The sequence below is a fragment of the Ruminococcus sp. 1001136sp1 genome, assembly GCF_039841815.1.
Classification (GTDB): domain Bacteria; phylum Bacillota; class Clostridia; order Lachnospirales; family Lachnospiraceae; genus Blautia_A; species Blautia_A faecis.
Genome location: NZ_JBDPGY010000022.1, coordinates 42,054 through 64,219, shown reverse-complemented (window position 1 = coordinate 64,219; position 22,166 = coordinate 42,054). Strand labels below are relative to the sequence as shown.

Genomic DNA, 22,166 nt, shown 5'->3' with positions numbered 1-22,166 from the left:
TCATTCTTTTGAATGATGATTCGTTAAGAATTTTCGAGAATCGTATGTGTTTCACTGTTTAGTTATCAAGGTTGTTTGTCTGTCATCTCTTTGCGACAGCCCATTTACTTTATCATATCTTTCAGATCTTGTCAAGCACTTTTTCCAAAAGTTTTTCAGATCTTCAAGAAGCTGTATAAAGTTGTTTGTTTCTGTCGTTCTGTTCAAGCGACTTGATTACTTTACCATAAGTTCAGTCATTTGTCAACAGTTAATTCAAATTTTCTGAAAACTATTTTATTTTTCAGTATTTCAGAAGCAATTCCTTGCGACAGCTTGTTTACTATACCACTGCCGCAAGGAATCGTCAAGCACTTTTTACAAAAAAATTTATATTTTTTTATAACATTATTTTCAAGATCCTTTTTCTTCAATCATTGACTTTCGCCCTCAGACATGATAGCGTCAATACATATAACAAATTCATTATTTTATACCCTTTCCCCAGTTTGGAGGTTTCTATGTATCAACAGCAATCACCAGCATTAAAAGAAACAAATCCTCATGGCTCCCAGGCTTTTCCCTGTGCTTTTTACCGTTTAAAACTAAGCGGACACGGAATCCTGGTCAAGCACCATTGGCACGAGGAGGTCGAGATTATTTACTTTCCCGGTGGAACCTTCACCTTAGATATTAATATGGAAACATTTGATGTATCTTCAGAATGTTTTTATTTTATTAATCCCGGCGAACTGCACAGCATACGTGCACGCTCAAAAGAAGTCTCCATGGAATACGCTGTCGTTTTCCAACCGGAACTGCTCTGCTCTCCTTTTTACGATACGGTTCAGACTCAGCTTGTCCAGCCATTGCAAAACGGACGTCTGATTTTTCCAAGATGTATTTCTGCAAACCATCCTGTTTTTCCTATTATAAAGGAGCAGTTCCAGAACATCACTAACGCATTTTACCGCTGCAGCTTTTCTGAACAATTGGAAGAGCTTCATGATTCCTTACATATAAATTTATTCCGCGCTTCTGGAAATGCCATTGTCGGCCTGGCAGATCAGCTTCTGATCAAGGCTTCCCTGTTAAATATTTTTGCAGATTTTTCCAATCGCCAGCTTTTTTCCCAGACTGAAAAATCTGATGACCACAGGGTCGAGACCATAAAAACCACAATCACTTACATCCGCGACCATTACCAGGAAAAAATTTATATCCGCGATCTGGCATCCCTGATCGGACTCAATGAGCAATACTTTTGCCGTTTTTTTAAAAAAGCAATCGGCATGTCTCCCATAGAATACCTGAATGAATATCGCATCCGCCAGGCAGTACGTTTATTAAAAGACAGCAGTCTTCCAGTGACCGAGATATGTCTGGACTGTGGTTATAACAATATGGGGAATTTTCTCAGAGAATTTCGCAAATATACAGGAACCACACCTCTGCAATATCGGAAACACAGCCAGGGGATTGAGAATCCTTCCTTATAAAACACGCTTGCACCCCCCCCCCTATGTACGAAATGATTTTCCAAACAATCTCTGGTCAAAATTTCGTATTTTTTAATCAAATTAAGGGAAGTATTTTCTTTTTCATGTATGTATAATGTACTTAGTTCAAAGATAATCATTATATATAAGGAGACATAAATGAATAGCACGAAAAAAAAATGGTGGCAGGATAAAGTAGCCTATCAGATTTATCCGAAAAGCTTTTATGACACAAACGGTGATGGAATCGGCGATCTGCCGGGAATTATTGAGAAACTGGATTATTTAAAGGAGCTGGGGGTTGACATTGTCTGGCTTTCCCCCTGCTATCGCTCCCCTCTTGCCGACCAGGGATACGATATTTCCGATTATTACGACATTGACCCGCGATTCGGAACTATGGAGGATATGGACCGCCTTATCGCAGAAGCAAAGAAGCGGGACATGTATATTGTCATGGATCTGGTTGTAAACCACTGCTCTGATGAGCACGAATGGTTTAAAAAAGCCTGTAAAGATCCGGATGGAAAATACGGCCGTTTCTTCTATTTAAGAGACAAAGAAGATGGTAAGCTTCCTACTAACTGGCGCTCCTATTTCGGAGGTTCGGTATGGGAGGATCTGCCTGGCACCAACAAACAGTACCTTCATGTTTTTCATAAAAAGCAGCCTGACCTGAACTGGGAAAATCCAGAGCTCCGTGAGGAAGTATATAAAAATATTAACTGGTGGCTGGACAAGGGTCTTGGCGGTTTCCGCATTGATGCTATCATTAATATCAAAAAAGCTCTTCCTATGCATGATTATGAGCCTGATCGTGAGGACGGACTCTGCAGCATTAATAAAATGCTGGAGGAAGCTTCCGGAATCGGAGAATTTCTTGGAGAAATGCGTGACCGCACCTTCAAGCCTCACGATGCTTTTTCCGTAGGTGAGGTTTTCAACGCAAAAGACGAAGAGCTCCCGGATTTTATTGGAAACAATGGTTATTTTTCTTCTATGTTCGACTTTAACGAAACCATTTTCGGAGGTTCTGAGAAAGGCTGGTACGATTGCAAAGAAATCACACCTGACGACTACAAGCGCTGCTGTTTTGAGACACAGGCCAAAATGGGGGATTTCGGATTCGTTTCCAATATTATCGAGAATCATGACGAGCCTCGCGGTGTCAGTCACTATATTCCAGAAGGTGATTGCTGTGATACAAGCAAAAAAATGCTGGCGGCATTGAATTTCATGCTTCGTGGACTTCCCTTTATTTATCAGGGACAGGAGCTTGGCATGGAAAATATCCCGTTCAAATCTATTGACGAGGTAGATGATATTTCAACTCTGGATGAATATAAAGTTGCACTTGACGCCGGACTTACCCCGGAAGCAGCTTTGAAAGCTGTTGCCCGCCGCAGCCGCGACAATGCCCGTACCCCCATGCAGTGGACTGGTGAGGAAAATGCCGGATTTACAGCTGGTACACCGTGGCTTCGGGTAAATTCCAATTATACCGCAATTAATGTGGAAAAAGAGACGATTGATCCAAATTCCGTACTTAATTTCTATAAGAAACTGATCGCTCTTCGCAAGGATCCGGAATATAAAGAAACCGTTGTGTATGGTGCTCTGGAGCCATTTATGGAAGACCGGCATAATTTAATGGCATACTACCGTAAAGGAGATAAAACTTTACTTGTGGTTGGCAATTATCAGTGGAAGGAGCAGGAAATTACACTTCCATCAGAATGCAAAAAGGTGCTGATCAATAACTACCCGGATATGGTTCTGGATGGAAATTTAGTTAAGCTGCATGGATATCAGGTGCTGGTTGTGGAGTTAGCGTAAACGATTTTCACGCTTGGTATTTATTGTATTCCAACACCTTATTGACAATTTTTCCCATTATTACTATAATAACAAAAGAACAGGGGAGCTTGTACACAGGCTGAGAGGAAATTGTGAATTTCGACCCTTTTACCTGATGCGGATAATGCCGCCGTAGGAAGTCATCATGGGTTTGATTTTTTTCGGAGACACCTCATTGGGGTGTCTCTTTTTTCATATGGCAGCAATGCAGCGTTCGGCTGGGGGCACCACTTTCGGACGCTATATAAAATTAATGCATACATAACAACAGTGCCGGTTTGTAAAAAGATTTTTTCACGTTATAACTCATAACTCGTGGAAACTGCTTCAAACAAGGCCAAGAGAAAGGAAGAAAATTATGAGAACAGCATTAACAATCGCTGGAAGTGACTCCAGCGGAGGCGCCGGTATCCAGGCTGATATCAAGACAATGATCAGCAATGGAGTATATGCCATGAGTGCGATTACCGCACTTACCGCACAGAATACTACCGGTGTAACAGGTATTATGGAAGCAACGCCAGAATTTCTGGCAGACCAGCTGGATAATATTTTTACAGATATTTATCCGGATGCAGTGAAGATTGGAATGGTATCTTCCAGCGCATTGATTGAAACCATTGCGAAAAAGCTTCGCCAGTATGAAGCAAAGAACATTGTAGTAGACCCGGTTATGGTCGCCACAAGCGGAGCCAAGCTGATCAATGATGAAGCCATTGAAGCCCTTAAAAGTCAGCTTCTTCCAATGGCCACAGTCCTGACACCGAATATTCCGGAGGCAGAGGTTCTGTCCGGAATGAAAATAGAAACTGCAGATGATATGATCAAAGCCGCTGCTACCATCGGAGAGAAATACAGCTGTGCAGTGCTTTGCAAGGGTGGTCATCAGCTGAATGACGCCAATGACCTTCTGTGGCGCAAAGGCGATTACAAATGGTTCCACGGAAAGCGGATCAACAATCCAAACACTCACGGAACAGGATGTACCTTATCCAGTGCCATTGCTTCTAATCTGGCAAAGGGATTTGACCTGGATACTTCCGTGGAGAGGGCAAAGAAATATATTTCCGGAGCACTTGCTGCTATGCTGGATCTTGGAAAAGGCAGTGGTCCTATGGATCACGGATTTGCAATTAAAAATGAATTCACACTGTCACATGACGAGATTACGGCAGAAGCCGCTGATAAGGAGGCAAAATAACATGACTGAAAAACGTACTTCCATTTTTGAAAACGGCCTGATCTGGTTTGGCGCTGGTGTTTCCCTGGCGGAAATCCTCACCGGAACCTATTTTGCCTCACTTGGCTTTGGAAAAGGTCTTCTTGCCATTATCATCGGACATATTATTGGCTGTACCATGCTTTTCCTCGCCGGAGTAATTGGCGGAAAAACACGCCGCAGTGCAATGGAAACCGTAAAAATGAGCTTTGGGGAAAAGGGCGGGATTTTCTTCTCCTTCCTGAATGTACTTCAGCTGGTTGGCTGGACTGCTATTATGATCTACGACGGAGCTCTGGCCGCAAACGGTGTGTTACATACCGGAAGCTGGGTATGGTGTCTGGTAATCGGTGCACTGATCGTACTGTGGATTTTTATCGGCATCACAAACCTTGGAAAAATCAACACCATCGCTATGGCAGCACTTTTTATCCTCACACTGGTACTCTGCAAGCTCATCTTCTTTGATGGCGGGACTGCACTTGCCATTGGCGAGGAAGCCATGTCCTTTGGTGCTGCGGTTGAGCTTTCTGTTGCAATGCCACTGTCCTGGCTGCCGCTGATCAGTGATTATACCCGCGAGGCGAAGGAGCCAGTGAAAGCAACTGCTGTAAGCTCTATTGTTTACGGTCTTGTAAGCTGCTGGATGTATGTAATCGGTATGGGTGCAGCGATTTATACCGGTGAATCCGACATTGCTCAGATTATGGTGAAAGCCGGACTGGGAATTGCAGGCCTTCTGATCATTGTATTTTCCACTGTTACCACCACATTCCTGGATGCTTACTCCGCCGGAATTTCATCTGAATCTGTATTTTCCAAAATTAATGGAAAATATGCCGCAATTGCCGTAACCATCATCGGAACAATTGCTGCAATTGTATATCCAATGGACAACATTACCGATTTCCTGTATCTCATCGGTTCTGTATTTGCACCGATGATTGCCATTCAGATTGCCGATTTCTTCCTTCTGAAGCGTGCTGACAGCCTGGGCGAAGCGGTTGACATAACAAATGCGGTAATCTGGGTGATCGGATTTGTGCTGTACCGAATTTTAATGAGAATTGATATTCCTGTGGGAAATACACTGCCAGATATGGTGGTTACCATTCTCATTTGTATGATCGTGCGAAATGTTTTAAAGAGTAAAAAATAGACTTTCACTTTAGAGTGTATTGGATAAAAGGCTTTCTGCAAGATGTGCGTCGCCATTTGCAGGAATGATTTTTCAAACACGCTCTAGCTTTCGTATAAACACTACTCGGTTCAGGAAAGTGCCAGAGATGGGCTTTCTTATAAATCCAAAAAGGGGCTGCCATTTCCCGGCAGTCCCTTTCTGTTTATTTCTGTTTATTTTTGTTTATATCTGTTTATTCTTCTGTTTCTTCCAATGTTACTTCCACAACCGTATCCCGGGCATCTGGAAGCGGATAGCTGTCGCAGGTGTCAGCGTTGAGGAAGAAGAACTGATTCTGGGAGTATTCCTTCAGGTTCCAGTAATCCGTAAGCTTTACCTCGGAATTGTCGGAAAGACGGCGGAGTTTTTTGATCTTACCGTGAATTCCGGTAAGAGGGATTGCTCCTGCCTGAGGTTCCATAACGTGGGCATAGATCTTATTTCCGCTGCGGGTGTAGCGGCCCCATTCCGGTTTATCGATTTCAGCATAGCCACAGCCGTAGATGCTCTTGGAGTTCTCGTCCATCCACTCTCCTACTTCTTCCAGAATCTTCACAGACTCCTTCGGAATACGACCTTTTGCATCAGGCCCTACATTCAGAAGCAGGTTGCCACCCTTGCTGACACACTCAACCAGCATGTGGATGACCATTTCAGCTGATTTATAATGACGGTCACTGGAAGAGTAGCCCCAATTGTTATTCAGGGTCAGGCAGGCTTCCCAGGGTACCGGATCACCCAGCTCATTGCGGATTCCTGCTGGTGGGATCATCTGCTCCGGAGATGCGAAATCGCCGGAATATTCGGTAGGATTTGCAGTAAGGATAGAACCGGAATCCTCAGCACTGCCCTCCAGACGGTTATCAATGATCAGCCAGGGCTGGATGGAACGCACCATGGAAATCAGCTCCTGGGCTTTCCATTTGTCGCACTTCATATCGCCGTAGGAGAAGTCGAACCACATCAGATCCAGCTTACCATAATTGGTAAGAAGCTCTTTGATCTGCCCAAACATAAATTCCAGATAGCGGTCGAAATCGCGGTTTTCATTGGAGCATTCCGGATGGTTGCGCATTGGATGGTGCATATCCCCATAGTGTGGGAAATCCGGGTGGCGCCAGTCTATAATAGAAAAATACAGACCTACTTTGATTCCTTCTGCACGGAATGCCTCCAGGAACTCTTTTACCAGGTCTTTGTGGCAGGCTGCGTTCATGGAGTTGTAGTCAGTAAGTTTGGTGTCAAAAAGGCAAAAGCCGTCGTGGTGTTTGGCTGTGAGCACAGCATATTTCATGCCCGCCTTTTTCGCAAGACGCGCCCACTCTCTTGGGTTGTAATTCTCAGCTGTGAACTCTTCTGTGAGATGGCAGTAGTCCTCATGTGGAATCTGCTCCATGCTGCGCACCCATTCTCCTCTGGCAGGGATTGCATAAAGTCCCCAGTGAATAAACATGCCGAAACGGGCGTCACGGTACCATTCGGTACGTTTTGTTCTTTCTTCGATTACTTTGTTCATTTTATAATGTCCTTTCCTGTAACATTAGGCAAAATACTTTTCCAGTTCTCTCTTCATATCCTCTGGAATTTCCCGTTCAAAGGAAAGCTCTGGCTCGTTTGCCACCCATGCAGCTGCTGTGCAGAGAGTTTTCGCCCCTTCTTCCAGTGCGCGAGGAGATATATATTCTACTGTATCGTGTCTTGTATGCATGCCAAAGCCGTCACGGTTTAAGGTAAGCGCTGGCACACCTTTCCATGCGAAAGTATTGGAATCGCTGGCCCAGACCTGATTTTTGATGGTAACACCCAGCTGATTTTCTTCCATGAGATTTTTCAGTTCTGCACAGACAGTCGGATCTGCAGTTACTCCCAGAACGTTTCCTCCCAGGAGCTGCCCTGCCAGGTCTACATTCAGATTAAACACATGGCTGCTCATTTCTCCTTCATGGGATTTCACATAATTCTGGCTTCCAACCAGACCTTTTTCCTCGGAGCCAAACCAGATGAACTCCATAGTTCTGGCTGGTCTGTGCTCTGCGAAATGATGGAAAGCTTCCATCACCATGGCGCCGCCAGACATATTGTCATATGCACCAGGACCTTCCGGAACAGAATCATAGTGAGCTGTTACCGTAACGATTTCTTCTGGAAAATCAGTTCCCAGAATGCGTACTGCCACATTAGCGGAATTGCGGGAAATCTCGCTCTGCTGAATGTTCAGGCAGCACTGGGAAGCCTGTTTCTCCACGATTTCCACTGCATCCAGGTAATGGACAGATACGCCTGGAAGATCACCTGCCTTGCGGCGGTACTGGGTTGGAATCCGGTCTTCCCCCTGATCCAGCGGCGTGCCGCATACGGTTACAAAGCCAAGTGCACCTGCTGCTTTTATTTTATTTATCATATCTTCACGAATAGGATCGCAGACCAGCACAACTGCCCCTTTTGCCTTGGAAAGACTGATGTCGTCACCCTTTCCCACGAAGAGAAATGGTGCGGTGATGCCTTCTTCCGGGGTACAGGCGCCATTCAGGTAGGCACGCACCGGATAAGCCTTCTTATAAGGCTGGCAGATTACCAGCTCTGCCTTTTTCTGCTGAAAATCCGGACACTGAAAAAATTCCATGCGGGGTGTCTGGATGTAGGCGGGCTTTCCAAGCTGGGCTGCTGCCTGCTCCGCTTCCTTCAAAATGTATTCCGCTGCTTTGTGCTCCCCCTTTGTGCCGGATTCACGGACGTAAGCCGTGTCAGCTACAAACTGGTATGCACGTTGTCCATCTGGGTGAATTTCTGTGTATTTACTCATACTTGCGCCTCCGGCACTTCTTCCATAATACGGATCAGCATATCGCCAGTTCCTACATTATATCCGCTGGTTGCATAAATCCCTACAGACTCGCCATTTGTTACCAGGATCAGCGGAAGCTTGTCCGGATCAACGTACATTCTTCTTCCCAGAAGTTCGATGTTTTCCTCAAAGGAATCGTAATAGATGGAAACCTTTGGGAACATCTTCAGCACTTTTCCCAGAAGAGGATCCTGCTTGGCTTCCGGAGTACGAATCATGAAAGAGATGGAATTTTCAAATTCGTGGAATTTTTCTGCATGTTCCAGCATTTCGTTCAAAATATGTTCCGTAGGCTCCCGGCTCTCTTCCAGCCACATGAGAATTTTCTTGCCGCCTTTGGTTAACTCAGCGCAGGTTACTGTGTTTTCGGTAGAATCTTTTACTTCAAACTCCGGAAGGGAAATACGCTCCAGCATATCGCCAAGCTGAGCTTCGCGGAGACGCAAGGTTTCTTCTCTCTGTCCGCCTTCTTTTATCGTAAATGTTTTCTCCCATGCAAACTGATTTCCGTTAGGAAGACGGTTGGTGGTGATGATCCGGTAGGTTCCTGGAATAAGTGCAAGCTTCAAGTTATCCCCATCCCAGCTTCTGCCTGTAAGATTCAGGGAAACATATTCATTTCCAACCAGACGTCCCATGGTCCAGTTCTGATAGTAGTTCCATACAGCATCTTCCTCTTTTTTCAGTATTAGAACTGCGCCACCCTCCTGCTGTTTCAAAACGGGAACAAACAGGTCTTTTACCCAATATTCCATTACCTTATTATCTGGATTCAATCTTGCCGGAATTCCCAGTGTACGGGCGATTGCCACAAAAAGTACCTTCTGGGAACGCTCGGTACCAATTCCGGATACCAGGCATTCGTATGGAGTTTCCATTACGGTCTCGCGCTCGTTATCCGGGTAGGCGGTGATATGCGCCTGGATATAATTCCAGATCTCTGCCGGATTTGCGCGGAAGTCTGCTTTCTGCTCTTCTGTGAAGAAGGAGAGAATGCCCTTTCGGTACGGACGAAGAAGCTCGTCCTCCACACGGGGATTTAATACATAATTGATATAGAGATTATAGCCATTCTCAGCACCTGGGGTGCCATCCATTTCTTTTTCACCACATTCCTTAGCACCAGACTTTGTTTTAAATTCCTTCGCATACCTCTTTCCATATTCCAGATGCTCTTCCAACACACTGCAAACACAGTCTGTATGATCCTTCTCTGAAAGCACATCCACTATTTCCTGACGAAGTTCTTTCTCGTCTTCTCTTGCAAGAAAAGCGGTCAGTTCCGGGTTTACCCAGTTCTCTTTCTTTTCTTTGCGGATCTTGTTTGCTTCATTCAGTCGTCTGGTTCCTTCTGCTTTCTGCTCCGGGGTAGGCATGTCCGGGTTCACCGGGGTGTCAACTGGAGCAATTACATCTACAGCTCTCCAATCCTCAGCTTCCACAGTCTCACCAGTAAGAATCAGGGAAATCTCATCCTGCGCTCTGGTATCCAGATCTGCCTGTGCAAATCCTTCCATTCCCGGAAGGAACGCCAGAACTCTTACACTTCCCAAACCAGTCACTAAAGAAACGGTTCCATCTTCGTCTGTCTCTGCCTTTGCAATGGGAAAATACTCTCCCATATTCAATACCAGAAACTGCACCTGAGCGCCCTTTACAGCTGCGCCCTCTTTATCTGTCACTTTTACAGAAACTGTTTTCACCCTGGCATAACGCGCAGTCTGGTTCAGCATAACCGCTGCGCCTTCTTTTCCGATCACATCCTCACCCTCTGCCGGGAAAAGATCAAACAGGCGGGAATGCACCATCATGGCTCTTGAAGAAGCATTGGTAAACCACCCCTTATTCAGGATCATAAGCGGCTCACAAGCGCCTGTGAAATACCATTTTCCGTCACACCAAAGTTCCACCCATGCGTGGTTGTCATCACAGTGAGACCACCTTGGTACATACACCTGCCGCGCTGGAATTCCCACACTCCGAAGTGCATTTACCAGAAAAACAGACTCCTCACCGCAGCGGCCGTAACCTCTTCGATATACCGTAAGTGCCGGAAGTGTACGGTCATCACCACTATGATAAGTAGCTTCCTCCGCACACCAGTAATTTACCTCAATTGCCGCATCTTTCGCATTTTTTCCTTCAATTCTATCCTTTAATTCATTCCAGAAAAAGCTTCGACATGGGAGTACCTCTTCTTCATTCACTCTGTGATCCAAAATATAATTCAAAAACATCTCCTCCGGCAGCTCTTTCACACGCTCCAGCGTGTTATAAAGAAACAGCCCATGGCTTGCGAAATCCTGAATCTCCTCAAAAGAATAATTCACAAGATCACTATAAGGCGCTGTCACATACAAATACTTCATCGCCAGCCCCAGATCTCTGCCGCATCCATCCAGCTTCTCACAAATCGTCTTCAGCGGCTCCCTGTCCGCCCCAAGCTTCTCTGTTAATTTCAAAAATTCTTCTTCAATCTTCCTCTGACTGTTCTGAAGAAACATCTATTCATCCTCCTACTTTAAGAAAATTGCTATTTAGTTGATTAAAAGTTCTTCAATGCGGACGCATTTGGACAATGTGTATTACTCACTCGCCGGCGCAACGCTCCGATGAACTAATCGCTAACTGCGACTAATGCGTTCGGGAGAGCCCTCACGCATAAGTCTTCGTAAGCGCTGGATTTCATCTGCGCTAAAAACGCGCCTGCAATGGCTCGCTGGAGTAATACACATTGCCCAAATGCTGTGTACTGGCTGGGACTTGCTGGTTAGTAAGAACTTTTAACGAAGGGGGAGGGGGAGTGATTGGTTTCCCTATACTTTCTTGACAACGATAGATTAGAAAAAACAATATAGTTGCGGGATACCAACTACTTCACCCCACCCCCGTTGTTGTCGTTACTGTTTCTTTCTTCCCTTTCCAGTAACCAGCGATTTTGCAATGTATATTCGCAAGCCGCGCATTTCAGGAGCGGTTTTAGTGGAGGCGAGATCCATGACTTACGGAGACTTAGGCGCGAAGGCTTTCCTGAGCGTCTTAGTCGTAGTTAGTCATTAGCTTGCCGGAACGTTGCGACGCGCGGCGGTGAATATACATTGTGAAATCGCGTACGGGATAACGACCAACCAATTAAATAGCAAAAACGCCCTTTCACGAAAACAATCCCATTTTGTGAAAGAGCGCCTAAAGCTCTAAAGCCTTGCTAAAACTTCCCGGGCCTTTTTCACCTCAGCTTCACTGGTGCGGAAAATCTCATACTCACTCAAAGAAGGCAGTCCCATACTCACGCCCTCTTTGCGGTACTTCATCTCACTGTCCAGCAAAACCTTGCCCGTCATATGATAATCTGTGATTCCGGTTTTCTCATAGATTGGAGCGATCACGTCTGCATTCACTCCTGCACCAGCCATAATGTGAATACGACCGGCACTCTTTTCCACCAGCTCTGCAAGCAGCGGCGATCCATCCACACAGTTATTCTTCTGTCCAGATGTGAGAATGGTATTAAAACCAAGAGAAATGACCTGCTCCAGTGCCTCCATTGGATCCCTGCACACGTCAAAAGCCCTGTGCAAAGTTACAGACATCCCCTTCGCTTCCTCCATAAGCTGTGCCAGATGCTCCATATCCAGGGAGCCATCCGGTCTTAGCATACCGATCACAACTCCCTGGGCACCCAGCTCCCGGAATCTTCTCACTTCTGAACGAATAATATCAAATTCATATTCAGTATAACAAAAATCCCCAAATCTTGGACGGATCAGTGCATGGATCTTAATATTACTATACCTGCGGATCTCGCGGAAAAGACTCTCTGATGGAGTTGTTCCTCCAATCACCACATTTCCGCAAAGCTCGATCCGATCTGCTCCGCCTTTCTCAGCGGCAAGTACAGATTCCACAGAATCTGCACAAACCTCCAAAGTAAATTTGCTCATATCCTCTTTTTCCTTTCACCCAGCCTGATACTATCACATTGCAGCTATCACAATACTTTGCATTCTGATAATTTCACAAATTATTCCCATGCCCGCCGGTCTTGTCACTTTGTTGCTGCATTCCCGAGCTGCCGTTTCTTAATAGAGCGTTACACCAAGGGAATCCAGCATATCCTGCACCGACTGATCTGGGAATTCATCTGTGATGATTCCGTCCAGTTCATCAAGCTGTGTAAATTTATAAGATTCATTAAAATAAAATTTCTCCCGCTCCATCACGGCATATTTATGACGGCTGCTTTCAATTGCAGCCTTCTTGGTCAATCCGTCCTCCACTCCAAGAGTCGTGACGGTGTGATCCATCATATCAATTCCGCAACTTCCCATAAATGCCCGGTCAAAGCTGTACTGCCGGATCACCTGGATTGCTGCAGAACCAAGGAATCCATTTACTGTAGGATACATGATTCCACCGGTTCCAATGGCTGTGATCTTGGGATTTTGCGCAAGCAGCTGTAAAATATCGATCATGTTGCTCACTACGGTAAGCTGCATTTTCGATTTCGCAAGAAGCTTGGCAAGCTCAATATTGGTTGTGGATATATCAAGAAAAATCGCTTCCCGCTCCTTGATCAGCGTCATGGCCTTAGCCGCGATCACCATCTTCCTGTCCACATGATAATTTCTTCTGTCGATAACATCTCTTTCCAGCGGGTAATCCTGGGAAAGAATCGCACCACCGTAAGTTCTTTTTAATTTGCCGGCATTCTCAAGAGTTTTCAGATCTTTACGGATGCAGTCCTCTGTGACCTGGAACATTTCGCTCAGCTCCCTGGTCCGGACTTTTCCCTGTTCCCGAAGGACTTTCTCGATGGCTATCTGCCGTTCCTCAATGAACATCCTTCTTCCTCCTGTTTTCTGCTGCCTTATTTATCAAAAGCCCATCTCCCGCTCTTTCAAGCGGTTAACATAACTTATATAGTACTATACATTTCATATAACAGACAGGCTTTTAGCTTTCCATTCTTTTGAATGGATACCAAATCTGCCTGTAAAATATTACTCTGCGCACTGGCTGCAGGCAACAAAATGTCCCGGTTTTACCTCAACAAGCTTCGGCTGGCTCTTATGGCAGCTATCCTTGCAAACAGGACAACGGCTGCAGAACTTACACTCCTCGCCAAGATCAATGGGGTTCGGAAGTGTACCCTCAAGCATGATTCTCTGACGGTTCTTCTCAATATCCGGATCCGGGATCGGGATTGCAGAAAGAAGAGCCTTGGTATAAGGATGCATTGGGTTCTCGAAAAGCTCCTCACTGTCAGCAAGCTCAACAAGAGATCCCAGGTACATAACACCAATACGGTCACTGATGTGCTTCACCATGGAAAGGTCGTGTGCAATAAACAGGTAAGTCAGCCCACGCTCTCTCTGAAGCTGCTCCAGAAGGTTGATAACCTGTGCCTGGATGGAAACGTCCAAAGCAGAAATGGGCTCATCGCATACAATAAAATCCGGATTTACTGCAAGTGCACGTGCAATACCAACACGCTGGCGCTGTCCACCGGAAAACTCATGAGGGAAACGATCTGCGTGCTCTGCCTGAAGACCAACGGTTTCCAGAAGCTCAATGACCTTGGCATCACGTTCTTTTTTATTGGCAGCAAGACCGTGAGCATCAATTCCCTCTGCTACAATATCCAGAATTTTTCTTCGCGGGTTCAGGGATGCATATGGATCCTGGAAAATCATCTGCATTCTTCTGCAAAGTTCATGTCTCTGCTTTGTATCCAGATTCTTGTCAATTTTCGTTCCATCGAAGGTTACCGTACCATCTGTAGGATCATACAGATGGATAACAGTTCTTCCGAAGGTAGATTTACCACATCCAGACTCTCCAACCAGACCAAGAGTCTCTCCTTTATAAATCTGAAGGGAAATGTCATCAACTGCTTTCAGGATCTTTTTATTTCCAACATTAAAGTATTTCTTCAGGTTCTTAACATCAAGAAGTACCTGCTTTTCATCATTTTTCATCAGAGTTTACCTCCTGTGCCATCTCGTCAAGCATCCAGCATGCTGACTTATGATTCTTGCCGCAATCGGTATAATCCGGCATGTATTTCTGGCAGACGATCATTGTCTCCTTACATCTTGCCGCAAAAGGACATCCAACCGGAGGCTCCATAAGATCCGGAGGAGTTCCCGGGATTGCCTGAAGCTCACCGCCTTTTTCGTGTGCTTTTGGAATAGAACGAAGAAGGCCTTTTGTATATTCGTGACATGGGTTGTGGAAAATATCTTCCACATCTCCTGTCTCAACTAATTTTCCGCCATACATAACAGCAACACGGTCTGCAATATTTGCCACAACACCAAGGTTATGGGTAATGATGATAATGGATGTTTTGATCTTTTTCTGAAGATCGCGCATCAGATCCAGAATCTGTGCCTGGATCGTTACATCAAGGGCTGTGGTCGGCTCATCTGCGATCAGCACCTTGGGATCACAGGCCAGTGCAATGGCGATGACAACTCGCTGTCTCATACCACCGGACAGCTGGTGCGGATACTGGTCGTAACGTGCCTCCGGATTGGAGATTCCAACCAGGGAAAGAAGCTCAATGGCTCTTGTCTTACGGTCGGCTTTACTCATCTCCTTGCGGTGCTCTTTCAGCATTTCCTCGATCTGTTTTCCAACCTTCATGGTCGGGTTCAGGGAAGTCATGGGATCCTGGAAGATCATGGCAATCTCGCTTCCGCGCACCTGCTGCATCTGACGTTCTGAATATTTGGTCAGATCATTTCCCTGAAACATTACGCTTCCTTCTACTACTTTTCCATTCTTTGGGAGGATTCCCATAACACCTTTCATGGTAATGGATTTTCCGGAACCGGACTCTCCTACTACCGCAAGTGTCTCCTGCTCATTCAGGTAAAAATCCACGCCGCGCACAGCCTGGACAACGCCCTTGTGCGTCTTGATGTGGACTGTAAGATTCTTAACTTCTAATATTTTTCCCATAGCTGTACCTACTTTCTCATCTGCGGATCAAGGGCATCACGAAGTCCGTCGCCCAGAATACTGAAGCATACCATAATCAGTACGATAACAATTGCCGGGAAAATCAGTACATGTGGATACATTCGCAGTACCTGATAACCACCGTTGATCAATACACCAAGGGAAGCCTGCGGCTCTGCCAGACCAATACCAATGAAGCTTAAGAATGCCTCGGTAAAGATAGCGCTTGGGATTGTGAACATCACGTTGATTACGATAACGCTGACTGTGTTCGGGATCAGATCCTTCATAATAATGTTGAATTTGCTGGTTCCAAGAACCTGAGAAGCAAGTACGAATTCCTGATTCTTCAGTTTCAGGATCTCGGCACGAACCAGTCTGGCCATGTTTACCCATCCGGTAATGGAAAGTGCAGCGATAATAGTTCCTACACCAGCCGGGAATGCCATCAGGAAAAGGATTACAATGATAAGGCTTGGGATTCCAACCAGTACCTCAATAATACGCTGCATAACAGCGTCTACCTTTCCCCCGAAAAGAGCGGAAACAGCACCGTAAAGAACACCTACAACCAGATCCAGGATTGCAGCTACCAGTGCGATCATAAGGGAAATTCGGGTTCCCATCCAGGTACGTACCCACAGGTCACGTCCAAACTGGTCAGCACCAAAAATGTGTGCTGCACTTGGAAGTCCATATACATTGTTATAATCAGTGTCTCTAAATGAATATTTACTGAAGATCGGTGCAAAAATGGCAAGCAGGATAATTCCGATCAAAATAAATAATGCTACAACTGCTGCCTTGTTTTTTTTCAGACGGATCCATGCGTCAGCCAGCATAGTGGAAGCAGGAGCTGCGATGTGCTCTTTTTCAGAGGCTTCTACTTTCGCTTTCTGATACATGCTGCGGTCAATTTTTGATTTGTCCACGATCAGCTCTCCTTTCCTTTGGCAAGACGAATTCTCGGATCAATAAGAGAATAAGCCAGGTCAACAAGCAGTACAATCAGCATATAGAATGCGGCATAGAAAATAGTAATACCCATGATCACCGGATAATCATTGGCCTTGATACAGTCTACGAAAAGGCTTCCGATACCAGGAATACTGAAGATGTTCTCTACAGCAAGAGATCCTGTCATAAGGTTTACTACGATTGGTCCTAAAATAGTTACAACTGGAAGAATGGAGTTGCGGACTGCATGACGCATAAGGACTTTCATCTGGCTCAGCCCCTTGGCTCTTGCAGTTACGATGTAATCCTGATCCAGTACATCCAGCATTTCGGTACGCATAAAACGGGCAACCATAGCTGTTGCACTGAACGAAAGCGCAATGGACGGCAATACGGAACAATTCCAGCCAGTCCAGAATCCAACCGGGAGAGCGCCCCATTTCAGACCTATGTAATACTGAAGAAGGGCTGCGGCGACAAAGTTCGGCACCGAGACTCCAAGCACTGCCAATATCATAGTAAAGTAATCAATTCCGCTATTGTGCTTCCAGGCAGCCAGGATTCCTAAAATTAATCCGATTGCAAGTCCGATCAGTACTGCCTGGATACCAATCAGCGCAGATGGTCCGAGACGACCTGTGATAACCTTGGAAACGTCCTGATTTACATAAGTAAAGGAAGTACCCAGGTCTCCTTTCAGCATGTTCTTAATATATTTCACATACTGCATTGGAAGAGAATCATTTAATCCATACATTTCCAGCACACGTTCCTGCTGCTGAGGTGTCATAATACTAAAACGCTCAGCATCAAAAGGTGTACCTGGAAGATTTTTCATCATGAAAAAGGTACAGGTTACAATTACCCACAAGGTAACCAGAATGTACCCCAATCGCTTTAATACATATTTCAGCATGACATCACCTTTTCTGTTACTGTGCACGTAGTGAACAGTACTCCTTTTCTTTCTGTGAAAAACAGACCGTATACCGGCTGTGTAAGCCACTGCTGTATACGGTCCGTTACTTATTCCTTAAGGAATATTACTTGAATTTGAAGCAAACCTCTGAGATCTGTTTCGCTGCCAGTTTATATCCAACAATCACCTGAATAAGAGATTATTCGAAGGAAGCGTACTTGAACTCAAGCGGAACACCGATCGGATGGCTGATCAGGTTCTTGACATTGGATTTTGTCAGAACAGCGGAACCTCTGTGGTATACAGGAGCAACAACTGCGTCTTCCTCAACCAGCTTCTTCTCAGCTTTCAGCATGTCATCAAGACGAGCTGCATCGTCTGTCTGAGTCTTGGCATCAGAAATCAGTGCATTGTAATCTGCATCGTTGTAGTTTCCACGGTATGGAGTTCCGTTTGTCCACAGATCAAGGTATGTCATAGCGTCATCATAGTCAGCACCCCATGCTGTTACAGCAAACTGATAGTTGTTGGCATCCATCAGCTCTCCACGTCCCTGTACAGTCTTGGTATCGATTACTACGTTCAGACCAAGTGTTGTAACAAGCTCACTCTGGATAAATGTTGCAACGGATTTGGATACAGAGTCATCAGCTACAAGAAGAGTAACCTCTGAAGGTGCGCTTCCAAGCTCCTCAACTGCTTTGTCGTAGTACTCTTTTGCCTGCTCCGGATCATATGGGGAAACATCTCCGTTCAGCTCACGGAATGTCTTCTCTCCATCACCGCTCATGCCGTCTGCTACAAGACCAAATCCTGGTGCAGAACCATCAGCAAGAATGTTATCTGTAAGAGCGCTTCTGTTCATAGCAAGAGAAATAGCTTTTCTCATATTTACATTGCTCATTACGTCATCTGTAAGGTTGAACTGTACATAGCTTGTACGGAAGTCGATCTCCTGGGAGAATTCCGGATCATCCTTGTATGCTACTACGTTTGCAGAATCAAGTTTAACCTGGGAAAGCTCGCCAGCCTGATATGCGCTTAATGCAGCTGCAGCATCTTTGATTACACGAACCTGTGCATCTTCGATTGCTACGTTGTCTTTATCCCAGTAATTGTCGTTCTTAGCGAAAGTAACGCCTACAGCCGGATCATAATCTGTGATCACGTACGGTCCGCAGTAGAGCATGCTGTCTGGGGAAAGAGCGAAGTTTGTGCCCTGCTCTTCACAGAATGCTTCGTTAACCGGGAAGAACATATCCATTGTAGTAAGGTTCAGGAAGTATGGTGTCGGGCTCTTCAGCTGAACTTCCAGTGTCTGATCGTCAACAGCCTTAACGCCTACCTCAGAAGCCTCAACGCTTCCCTCATTATACTCCTGACCATTTACGATGTAGTCTGTCATAATGAAGCTGTAGCCGTTTGTTGCGTCTGCGCTCATCTGTTTCAGCCATGCATATACGAAATCTGCTGCTGTTACAGGCTCACCATTACTCCACTGGATTCCGTCTCTTAAGTGGAAGGTGTATGTAAGCTTGTCATCGGATACCTCATAAGTATCGCAAAGAGCTGGCTGAGGCTGGTTGTTCTCGTCCATACGGAACAGTCCCTCTTCTGCCTGGTTCAGTACCAGGAATGCATTCTCCTCGGATGCAGCCCACGGTACCAGAGTCTTGATCTCGAAATCAGTAGCAACGCTGAGTGTCTCTCCCTCTGCAAATACTGCTGATGCACCTGTAACAGTCATGGTAAGTGCCATTCCAAGTGCTACTGCTGCTTTCATCATTTTCATAGTTTTTTCTCCTTTCTTATCCGTCCTTAATGCCGGTACGGTAGTAAGCCTTTTCGGAAAGCGGAAGCGCCTGCTGCCGCAGGTGTTTTCTTATAAAAGCAGGACATTTTTTAGAAAATATTTTATAAAATTCTGGTGTCGATGCCTTTATAGCAAAAAAACATTTTCTATTTAGCAACTTAGTCACGATGTAGTTTCATGCGCCTTTGCATAAATAAAAAATGTTCTCTTTGCCCACCTCTTTTTGGTAATTTTAGTATAGCAAAGTGTTGTAGTGTTGTCAATTGTTTTTTTATTATTCTTTATTGCTTTTTATTGTTTGGAATTGGTTTTGTATGAATTATGTATTTATTTTGTACAAATTCTGCTTTTTTCGAGGAAAAACGAGTAAAAAATAAATAATAAATTCCAACGAAATTTCCTATTACGCAAAAAATGCCAGGTTAATTTTCCTGGCATTTTTATTCAATATTCAATCTCTACATCTTTTTTGCTGATCAGCCCATTATCCAGGGGATACCAAGTCTCCAGGTACTGCGTTTCCTCATCCTCTGACGAATTCAAATTCAGGATTGTCCTGGTTGTCACCATTTTGCCTGAAGTATCTTCCTTTCTAATTTCCGCCAGAATATAGGCAGTGTCTGCTTCTACCCTCAAGCTATCCGGCACCTCAGATGGCTTATAGGCAGTCTGTTTCAATACCTGATTCGCCTCATTCATCTGGTAAATGATGGTCCGCACTGGCTTGTACATAGTGGCAAACTGAACCGTCACTTTACAGCCTTCTGTCTTAGTCTTTCCATTTTCCACTGTAGTAGTTTCACCGGAAAGGGTAGCTGCCATAGTGTTTCCTTCTGAGCCTCCCACACCGTTGGAATAGCCGTTTCCAGCCATGGCATAAATTTCCCCGTTTTCTTTCTGGAAAACCGGATTTACATACTGGGTGTGTTCTGACTTGCCAGAGACCTGGTAAACAGTGGCGCTGATTTCCTGTGTTTCTCCATCATCGGTAACGTTGTAGTTCAAATACGGATCTCCTACTCCGTCGGAGCAAAGATTTCCTACAGATGTATTTCCATCCTCATCTTCGGTCACTGGCATTAAAATGTATTCTCCTTTTATGTCTCCAAAGGAAATTTTCCACTCAGAAGAAGACTGGGCACCTTCTTTATCCACAGTTGCCACAAGTTTCCCCTCATAACGGCTGTCATTTCCTATGGTGATACTGCTGTTGTTCATAAGGGAGGCGGCATGGTCGTTCAGATAGCCTTCCATATCATATAGGTCCAGATATTCGGAGGTGATAAAGGCGCCGATCAGGCGGTCACCGTTTCCATCTGTGCCGGCTTCTGGGACTGCAAGAGTACAGCCGCTGGCTGTAAAGGCCATGAAAATAACCGATAATTTGAACAAACTTTTTAACAGATGATTGTTCTCCCGTCCCTTCAAAAATCTTTCTGCAAGATGTGCGTCACAATTTGTGGAAAATTTTCTCCAGATGAGAGCACCGCAATGGACCACCTTAACCGATTTTTGGTGATATTTTGATTTCCTAATCTTCATTTTCGTCCTCCTCCAGATTTCCATCAAATTTTAAGATATCGCCAACATCGCATTGCAGGAAATAACAGATCCGGTTAATGGTGTGGAACCGCACGCCCTTGGCCTTTCCGCTTCTGAGGACGGACAGGTTGGCTTCTGTGATGTTTACCAGGCTGCACAATTCCTTGGACGTCATTCCCCGCTCTTTCAATACGTCTTCAAGGCATACTTTTATTGCCATAAATCATTTCCTTTCATTATTGCAAATTGCTCCATATTAAATAGTCAATGATATTAAATTAAGAGTCGTTACCTGAATACCCTTGCTTCTTCCTATATAACGAATCAAGACACTTGCAGTCCGGCTATCATTTATATATCTCCATACGCTTAAATAAACAGGTCATTATCCTCTTTCAGCCTCTGCATTTCCCTTATATACTTTGCAAACAACAGCACTGCCAGCACAAAGGCCAGGGAAAATACCGGGACCGCCACCACATACTCAATCTGATAAAGGCTGCTCTGGAAAAACAATTGTAGTAGGTTAAATACCGCACCCAGCCCAATAGTGGATGCTAAGGTCCACACGCAAAAGTGGGAAAGTTTTTCCGCCAGTTTTACACTCTCTTCCTGATACAGGTCTTCCTTCATTGCAGCCAGAAGCCTTCTCGCCAGGAAAACAACTATAATATTCAGTACATATGGCAGAATACGGACTGCAAAGTTGAGGAACAGGAAAACATAAGTAGGGGTAAGGTTGGAAAAAGTAATAAAACCGTCGCTTAGCTCTATGCCTGTATTTCCCTTCTGTACCGTTTCCAGATTCTGAAGCAGCCCTCCCAGCTCCTGTCCAAAGATGCCATACATCAATACCACGCTCACAGTGCCAAGAAGGAACCAAAGCCCCTTTTGCAGTTTCTCCGTTCCTGCATTTTTATAATGAAGCAAAATACGGATAAGCAGGTAACCCAGAAGGACGGAATAGAAGGTACTTCCCAGGGACCATTTCCCGGTGCCTGGCACTCCGGTGGACAAAAGTCCCGGATTGATCATGTAGTATAGGGTTACAAAAAGAAGAGCGCTGATAACCAGAAGCATGATATCCAGGGGTTCTGATTTCTTGCGCCAGTGCAGGAATCCCCAAATTCCAGCAGGGATAAGTCCCAACAGCATGTATAAGATGATTGCGACCACATTTCCTACAGCCCCAGACAGCGACAGAACCCGCAGGCCAGCTCCGATCTGCTCAAAAGGGAATGCGATCAAGGTGGAAAACAGACCGGATAAGCTGCGCTGTAAAATACAGAACAGGACGCAGGCGGCCGCTTCCACAGATAAGAGGGTAAATAAATGTCTTTCTTTCATGGGGAACCTCCTTTTGCCGATATCGAGAAAATCCGCTATCGTG

17 protein-coding genes and 1 riboswitch are annotated in these 22,166 nt (G+C 45.1%); of the genes, 4 read left to right on the top strand and 13 right to left on the bottom strand.

The annotated features are described in order from the left end of the window. Nucleotides 1-500: 500 nt before the first annotated feature. The 4 genes from ABHC48_RS17025 to cytX all read left to right on the top strand — a co-directional run bounded on the left by ABHC48_RS17025 (nucleotide 501) and on the right by cytX (nucleotide 5,713). Nucleotides 501-1,478 (top strand): AraC family transcriptional regulator, encoded by a 978-nt coding sequence (locus ABHC48_RS17025; protein ID WP_118584253.1) that lies wholly within the window; start codon nucleotides 501-503, stop codon nucleotides 1,476-1,478. A 159-nt stretch (nucleotides 1,479-1,637) separates the two neighbouring features. Next, the gene (locus tag ABHC48_RS17020; protein WP_195700238.1) at nucleotides 1,638-3,314 is read left to right on the top strand and encodes an alpha-glucosidase; all 1,677 of its coding nucleotides are present in this window, start codon (nucleotides 1,638-1,640) and stop codon (nucleotides 3,312-3,314) included. Between the two features lie 71 nt (nucleotides 3,315-3,385). Further along, nucleotides 3,386-3,491: riboswitch (TPP riboswitch) on the top strand. Between the two features lie 202 nt (nucleotides 3,492-3,693). Then, nucleotides 3,694-4,536 (top strand): bifunctional hydroxymethylpyrimidine kinase/phosphomethylpyrimidine kinase, encoded by an 843-nt coding sequence (thiD, locus tag ABHC48_RS17015; RefSeq protein WP_195700237.1) that lies wholly within the window; start codon nucleotides 3,694-3,696, stop codon nucleotides 4,534-4,536. A 1-nt stretch (nucleotide 4,537) separates the two neighbouring features. Further along, complete coding sequence (gene cytX / locus ABHC48_RS17010; RefSeq protein WP_173716701.1) at nucleotides 4,538-5,713, top strand: putative hydroxymethylpyrimidine transporter CytX; 1,176 nt, start codon at nucleotides 4,538-4,540, stop codon at nucleotides 5,711-5,713. Between the two features lie 214 nt (nucleotides 5,714-5,927). On the opposite strand, the gene ABHC48_RS17005 is transcribed toward cytX, so the two are convergent. The 13 genes from ABHC48_RS17005 to ABHC48_RS16945 all read right to left on the bottom strand — a co-directional run bounded on the left by ABHC48_RS17005 (nucleotide 5,928) and on the right by ABHC48_RS16945 (nucleotide 22,123). Continuing rightward, nucleotides 5,928-7,250: an alpha-L-fucosidase gene (locus ABHC48_RS17005; protein ID WP_195380326.1), complete on the bottom strand. Its 1,323-nt coding sequence runs from the start codon at nucleotides 7,248-7,250 to the stop codon at nucleotides 5,928-5,930. A 24-nt stretch (nucleotides 7,251-7,274) separates the two neighbouring features. Continuing rightward, a complete protein-coding gene (locus ABHC48_RS17000) occupies nucleotides 7,275-8,537 on the bottom strand; it encodes a M28 family metallopeptidase (RefSeq protein WP_195700236.1) in 1,263 nt (420 codons plus the stop codon). Next, on the bottom strand, nucleotides 8,534-11,083 hold the full coding sequence (locus tag ABHC48_RS16995; protein ID WP_195700235.1) for a transglutaminase domain-containing protein: 2,550 nt from the start codon (nucleotides 11,081-11,083) through the stop codon (nucleotides 8,534-8,536). The genes ABHC48_RS17000 and ABHC48_RS16995 overlap by 4 nt, the downstream gene beginning before the upstream one ends. 690 nt (nucleotides 11,084-11,773) lie before the next feature. Next, nucleotides 11,774-12,520: a copper homeostasis protein CutC gene (locus tag ABHC48_RS16990; protein WP_195700234.1), complete on the bottom strand. Its 747-nt coding sequence runs from the start codon at nucleotides 12,518-12,520 to the stop codon at nucleotides 11,774-11,776. Nucleotides 12,521-12,658: 138 nt separating this feature from the next. Further along, nucleotides 12,659-13,420 carry a DeoR/GlpR family DNA-binding transcription regulator gene (locus ABHC48_RS16985; protein ID WP_148463620.1) on the bottom strand — a complete coding sequence of 254 codons (762 nt, stop codon included), beginning with the start codon at nucleotides 13,418-13,420 and terminating at the stop codon, nucleotides 12,659-12,661. Between the two features lie 159 nt (nucleotides 13,421-13,579). After that, on the bottom strand, nucleotides 13,580-14,557 hold the full coding sequence (locus tag ABHC48_RS16980) for an oligopeptide/dipeptide ABC transporter ATP-binding protein (protein ID WP_148463621.1): 978 nt from the start codon (nucleotides 14,555-14,557) through the stop codon (nucleotides 13,580-13,582). Further along, on the bottom strand, nucleotides 14,547-15,545 hold the full coding sequence (locus ABHC48_RS16975; RefSeq protein ID WP_118584033.1) for an ABC transporter ATP-binding protein: 999 nt from the start codon (nucleotides 15,543-15,545) through the stop codon (nucleotides 14,547-14,549). Before ABHC48_RS16975 ends, ABHC48_RS16980 begins: the two co-directional genes overlap by 11 nt. An 8-nt stretch (nucleotides 15,546-15,553) precedes the next feature. Continuing rightward, complete coding sequence (locus ABHC48_RS16970) at nucleotides 15,554-16,477, bottom strand: ABC transporter permease (protein WP_226815283.1); 924 nt, start codon at nucleotides 16,475-16,477, stop codon at nucleotides 15,554-15,556. A 2-nt stretch (nucleotides 16,478-16,479) separates the two neighbouring features. Beyond that, on the bottom strand, nucleotides 16,480-17,445 hold the full coding sequence (locus ABHC48_RS16965; RefSeq protein ID WP_226820525.1) for an ABC transporter permease: 966 nt from the start codon (nucleotides 17,443-17,445) through the stop codon (nucleotides 16,480-16,482). Between the two features lie 175 nt (nucleotides 17,446-17,620). Continuing rightward, nucleotides 17,621-19,213, bottom strand: a complete 1,593-nt coding sequence (locus ABHC48_RS16960; protein WP_226837875.1) for a peptide ABC transporter substrate-binding protein — start codon at nucleotides 19,211-19,213, stop codon at nucleotides 17,621-17,623. A gap of 465 nt (nucleotides 19,214-19,678) precedes the next feature. Beyond that, on the bottom strand, nucleotides 19,679-20,776 hold the full coding sequence (locus tag ABHC48_RS16955) for a DUF6783 domain-containing protein (RefSeq protein ID WP_195700233.1): 1,098 nt from the start codon (nucleotides 20,774-20,776) through the stop codon (nucleotides 19,679-19,681). After that, complete coding sequence (locus tag ABHC48_RS16950; protein ID WP_118583284.1) at nucleotides 20,766-20,996, bottom strand: helix-turn-helix domain-containing protein; 231 nt, start codon at nucleotides 20,994-20,996, stop codon at nucleotides 20,766-20,768. The genes ABHC48_RS16955 and ABHC48_RS16950 overlap by 11 nt, the downstream gene beginning before the upstream one ends. Before the next feature lie 149 nt (nucleotides 20,997-21,145). After that, on the bottom strand, nucleotides 21,146-22,123 hold the full coding sequence (locus ABHC48_RS16945) for a DUF2975 domain-containing protein (RefSeq protein ID WP_195700232.1): 978 nt from the start codon (nucleotides 22,121-22,123) through the stop codon (nucleotides 21,146-21,148). Nucleotides 22,124-22,166 lie beyond the last annotated feature (43 nt).

Bases quoted from the DNA above. Each gene is read 5' to 3' on its own strand.
- ABHC48_RS16960 (WP_226837875.1), bottom strand. From the start codon at position 19,213: ATGAAAATGATGAAAGCAGCAGTAGCACTTGGAATGGCACTTACCATG.
- thiD (WP_195700237.1), top strand. From the start codon at position 3,694: ATGAGAACAGCATTAACAATCGCTGGAAGTGACTCCAGCGGAGGCGCC.
- ABHC48_RS16975 (WP_118584033.1), bottom strand. From the start codon at position 15,545: ATGGGAAAAATATTAGAAGTTAAGAATCTTACAGTCCACATCAAGACG.
- ABHC48_RS17025 (WP_118584253.1), top strand. From the start codon at position 501: ATGTATCAACAGCAATCACCAGCATTAAAAGAAACAAATCCTCATGGC.
- ABHC48_RS17020 (WP_195700238.1), top strand. From the start codon at position 1,638: ATGAATAGCACGAAAAAAAAATGGTGGCAGGATAAAGTAGCCTATCAG.
- ABHC48_RS16980 (WP_148463621.1), bottom strand. From the start codon at position 14,557: ATGAAAAATGATGAAAAGCAGGTACTTCTTGATGTTAAGAACCTGAAG.
- ABHC48_RS16950 (WP_118583284.1), bottom strand. From the start codon at position 20,996: ATGGCAATAAAAGTATGCCTTGAAGACGTATTGAAAGAGCGGGGAATG.
- ABHC48_RS17005 (WP_195380326.1), bottom strand. From the start codon at position 7,250: ATGAACAAAGTAATCGAAGAAAGAACAAAACGTACCGAATGGTACCGT.
- ABHC48_RS16955 (WP_195700233.1), bottom strand. From the start codon at position 20,776: ATGAAGATTAGGAAATCAAAATATCACCAAAAATCGGTTAAGGTGGTC.
- ABHC48_RS16990 (WP_195700234.1), bottom strand. From the start codon at position 12,520: ATGAGCAAATTTACTTTGGAGGTTTGTGCAGATTCTGTGGAATCTGTA.
- ABHC48_RS16995 (WP_195700235.1), bottom strand. From the start codon at position 11,083: ATGTTTCTTCAGAACAGTCAGAGGAAGATTGAAGAAGAATTTTTGAAA.
- ABHC48_RS16985 (WP_148463620.1), bottom strand. From the start codon at position 13,420: ATGTTCATTGAGGAACGGCAGATAGCCATCGAGAAAGTCCTTCGGGAA.
- ABHC48_RS17000 (WP_195700236.1), bottom strand. From the start codon at position 8,537: ATGAGTAAATACACAGAAATTCACCCAGATGGACAACGTGCATACCAG.
- cytX (WP_173716701.1), top strand. From the start codon at position 4,538: ATGACTGAAAAACGTACTTCCATTTTTGAAAACGGCCTGATCTGGTTT.
- ABHC48_RS16945 (WP_195700232.1), bottom strand. From the start codon at position 22,123: ATGAAAGAAAGACATTTATTTACCCTCTTATCTGTGGAAGCGGCCGCC.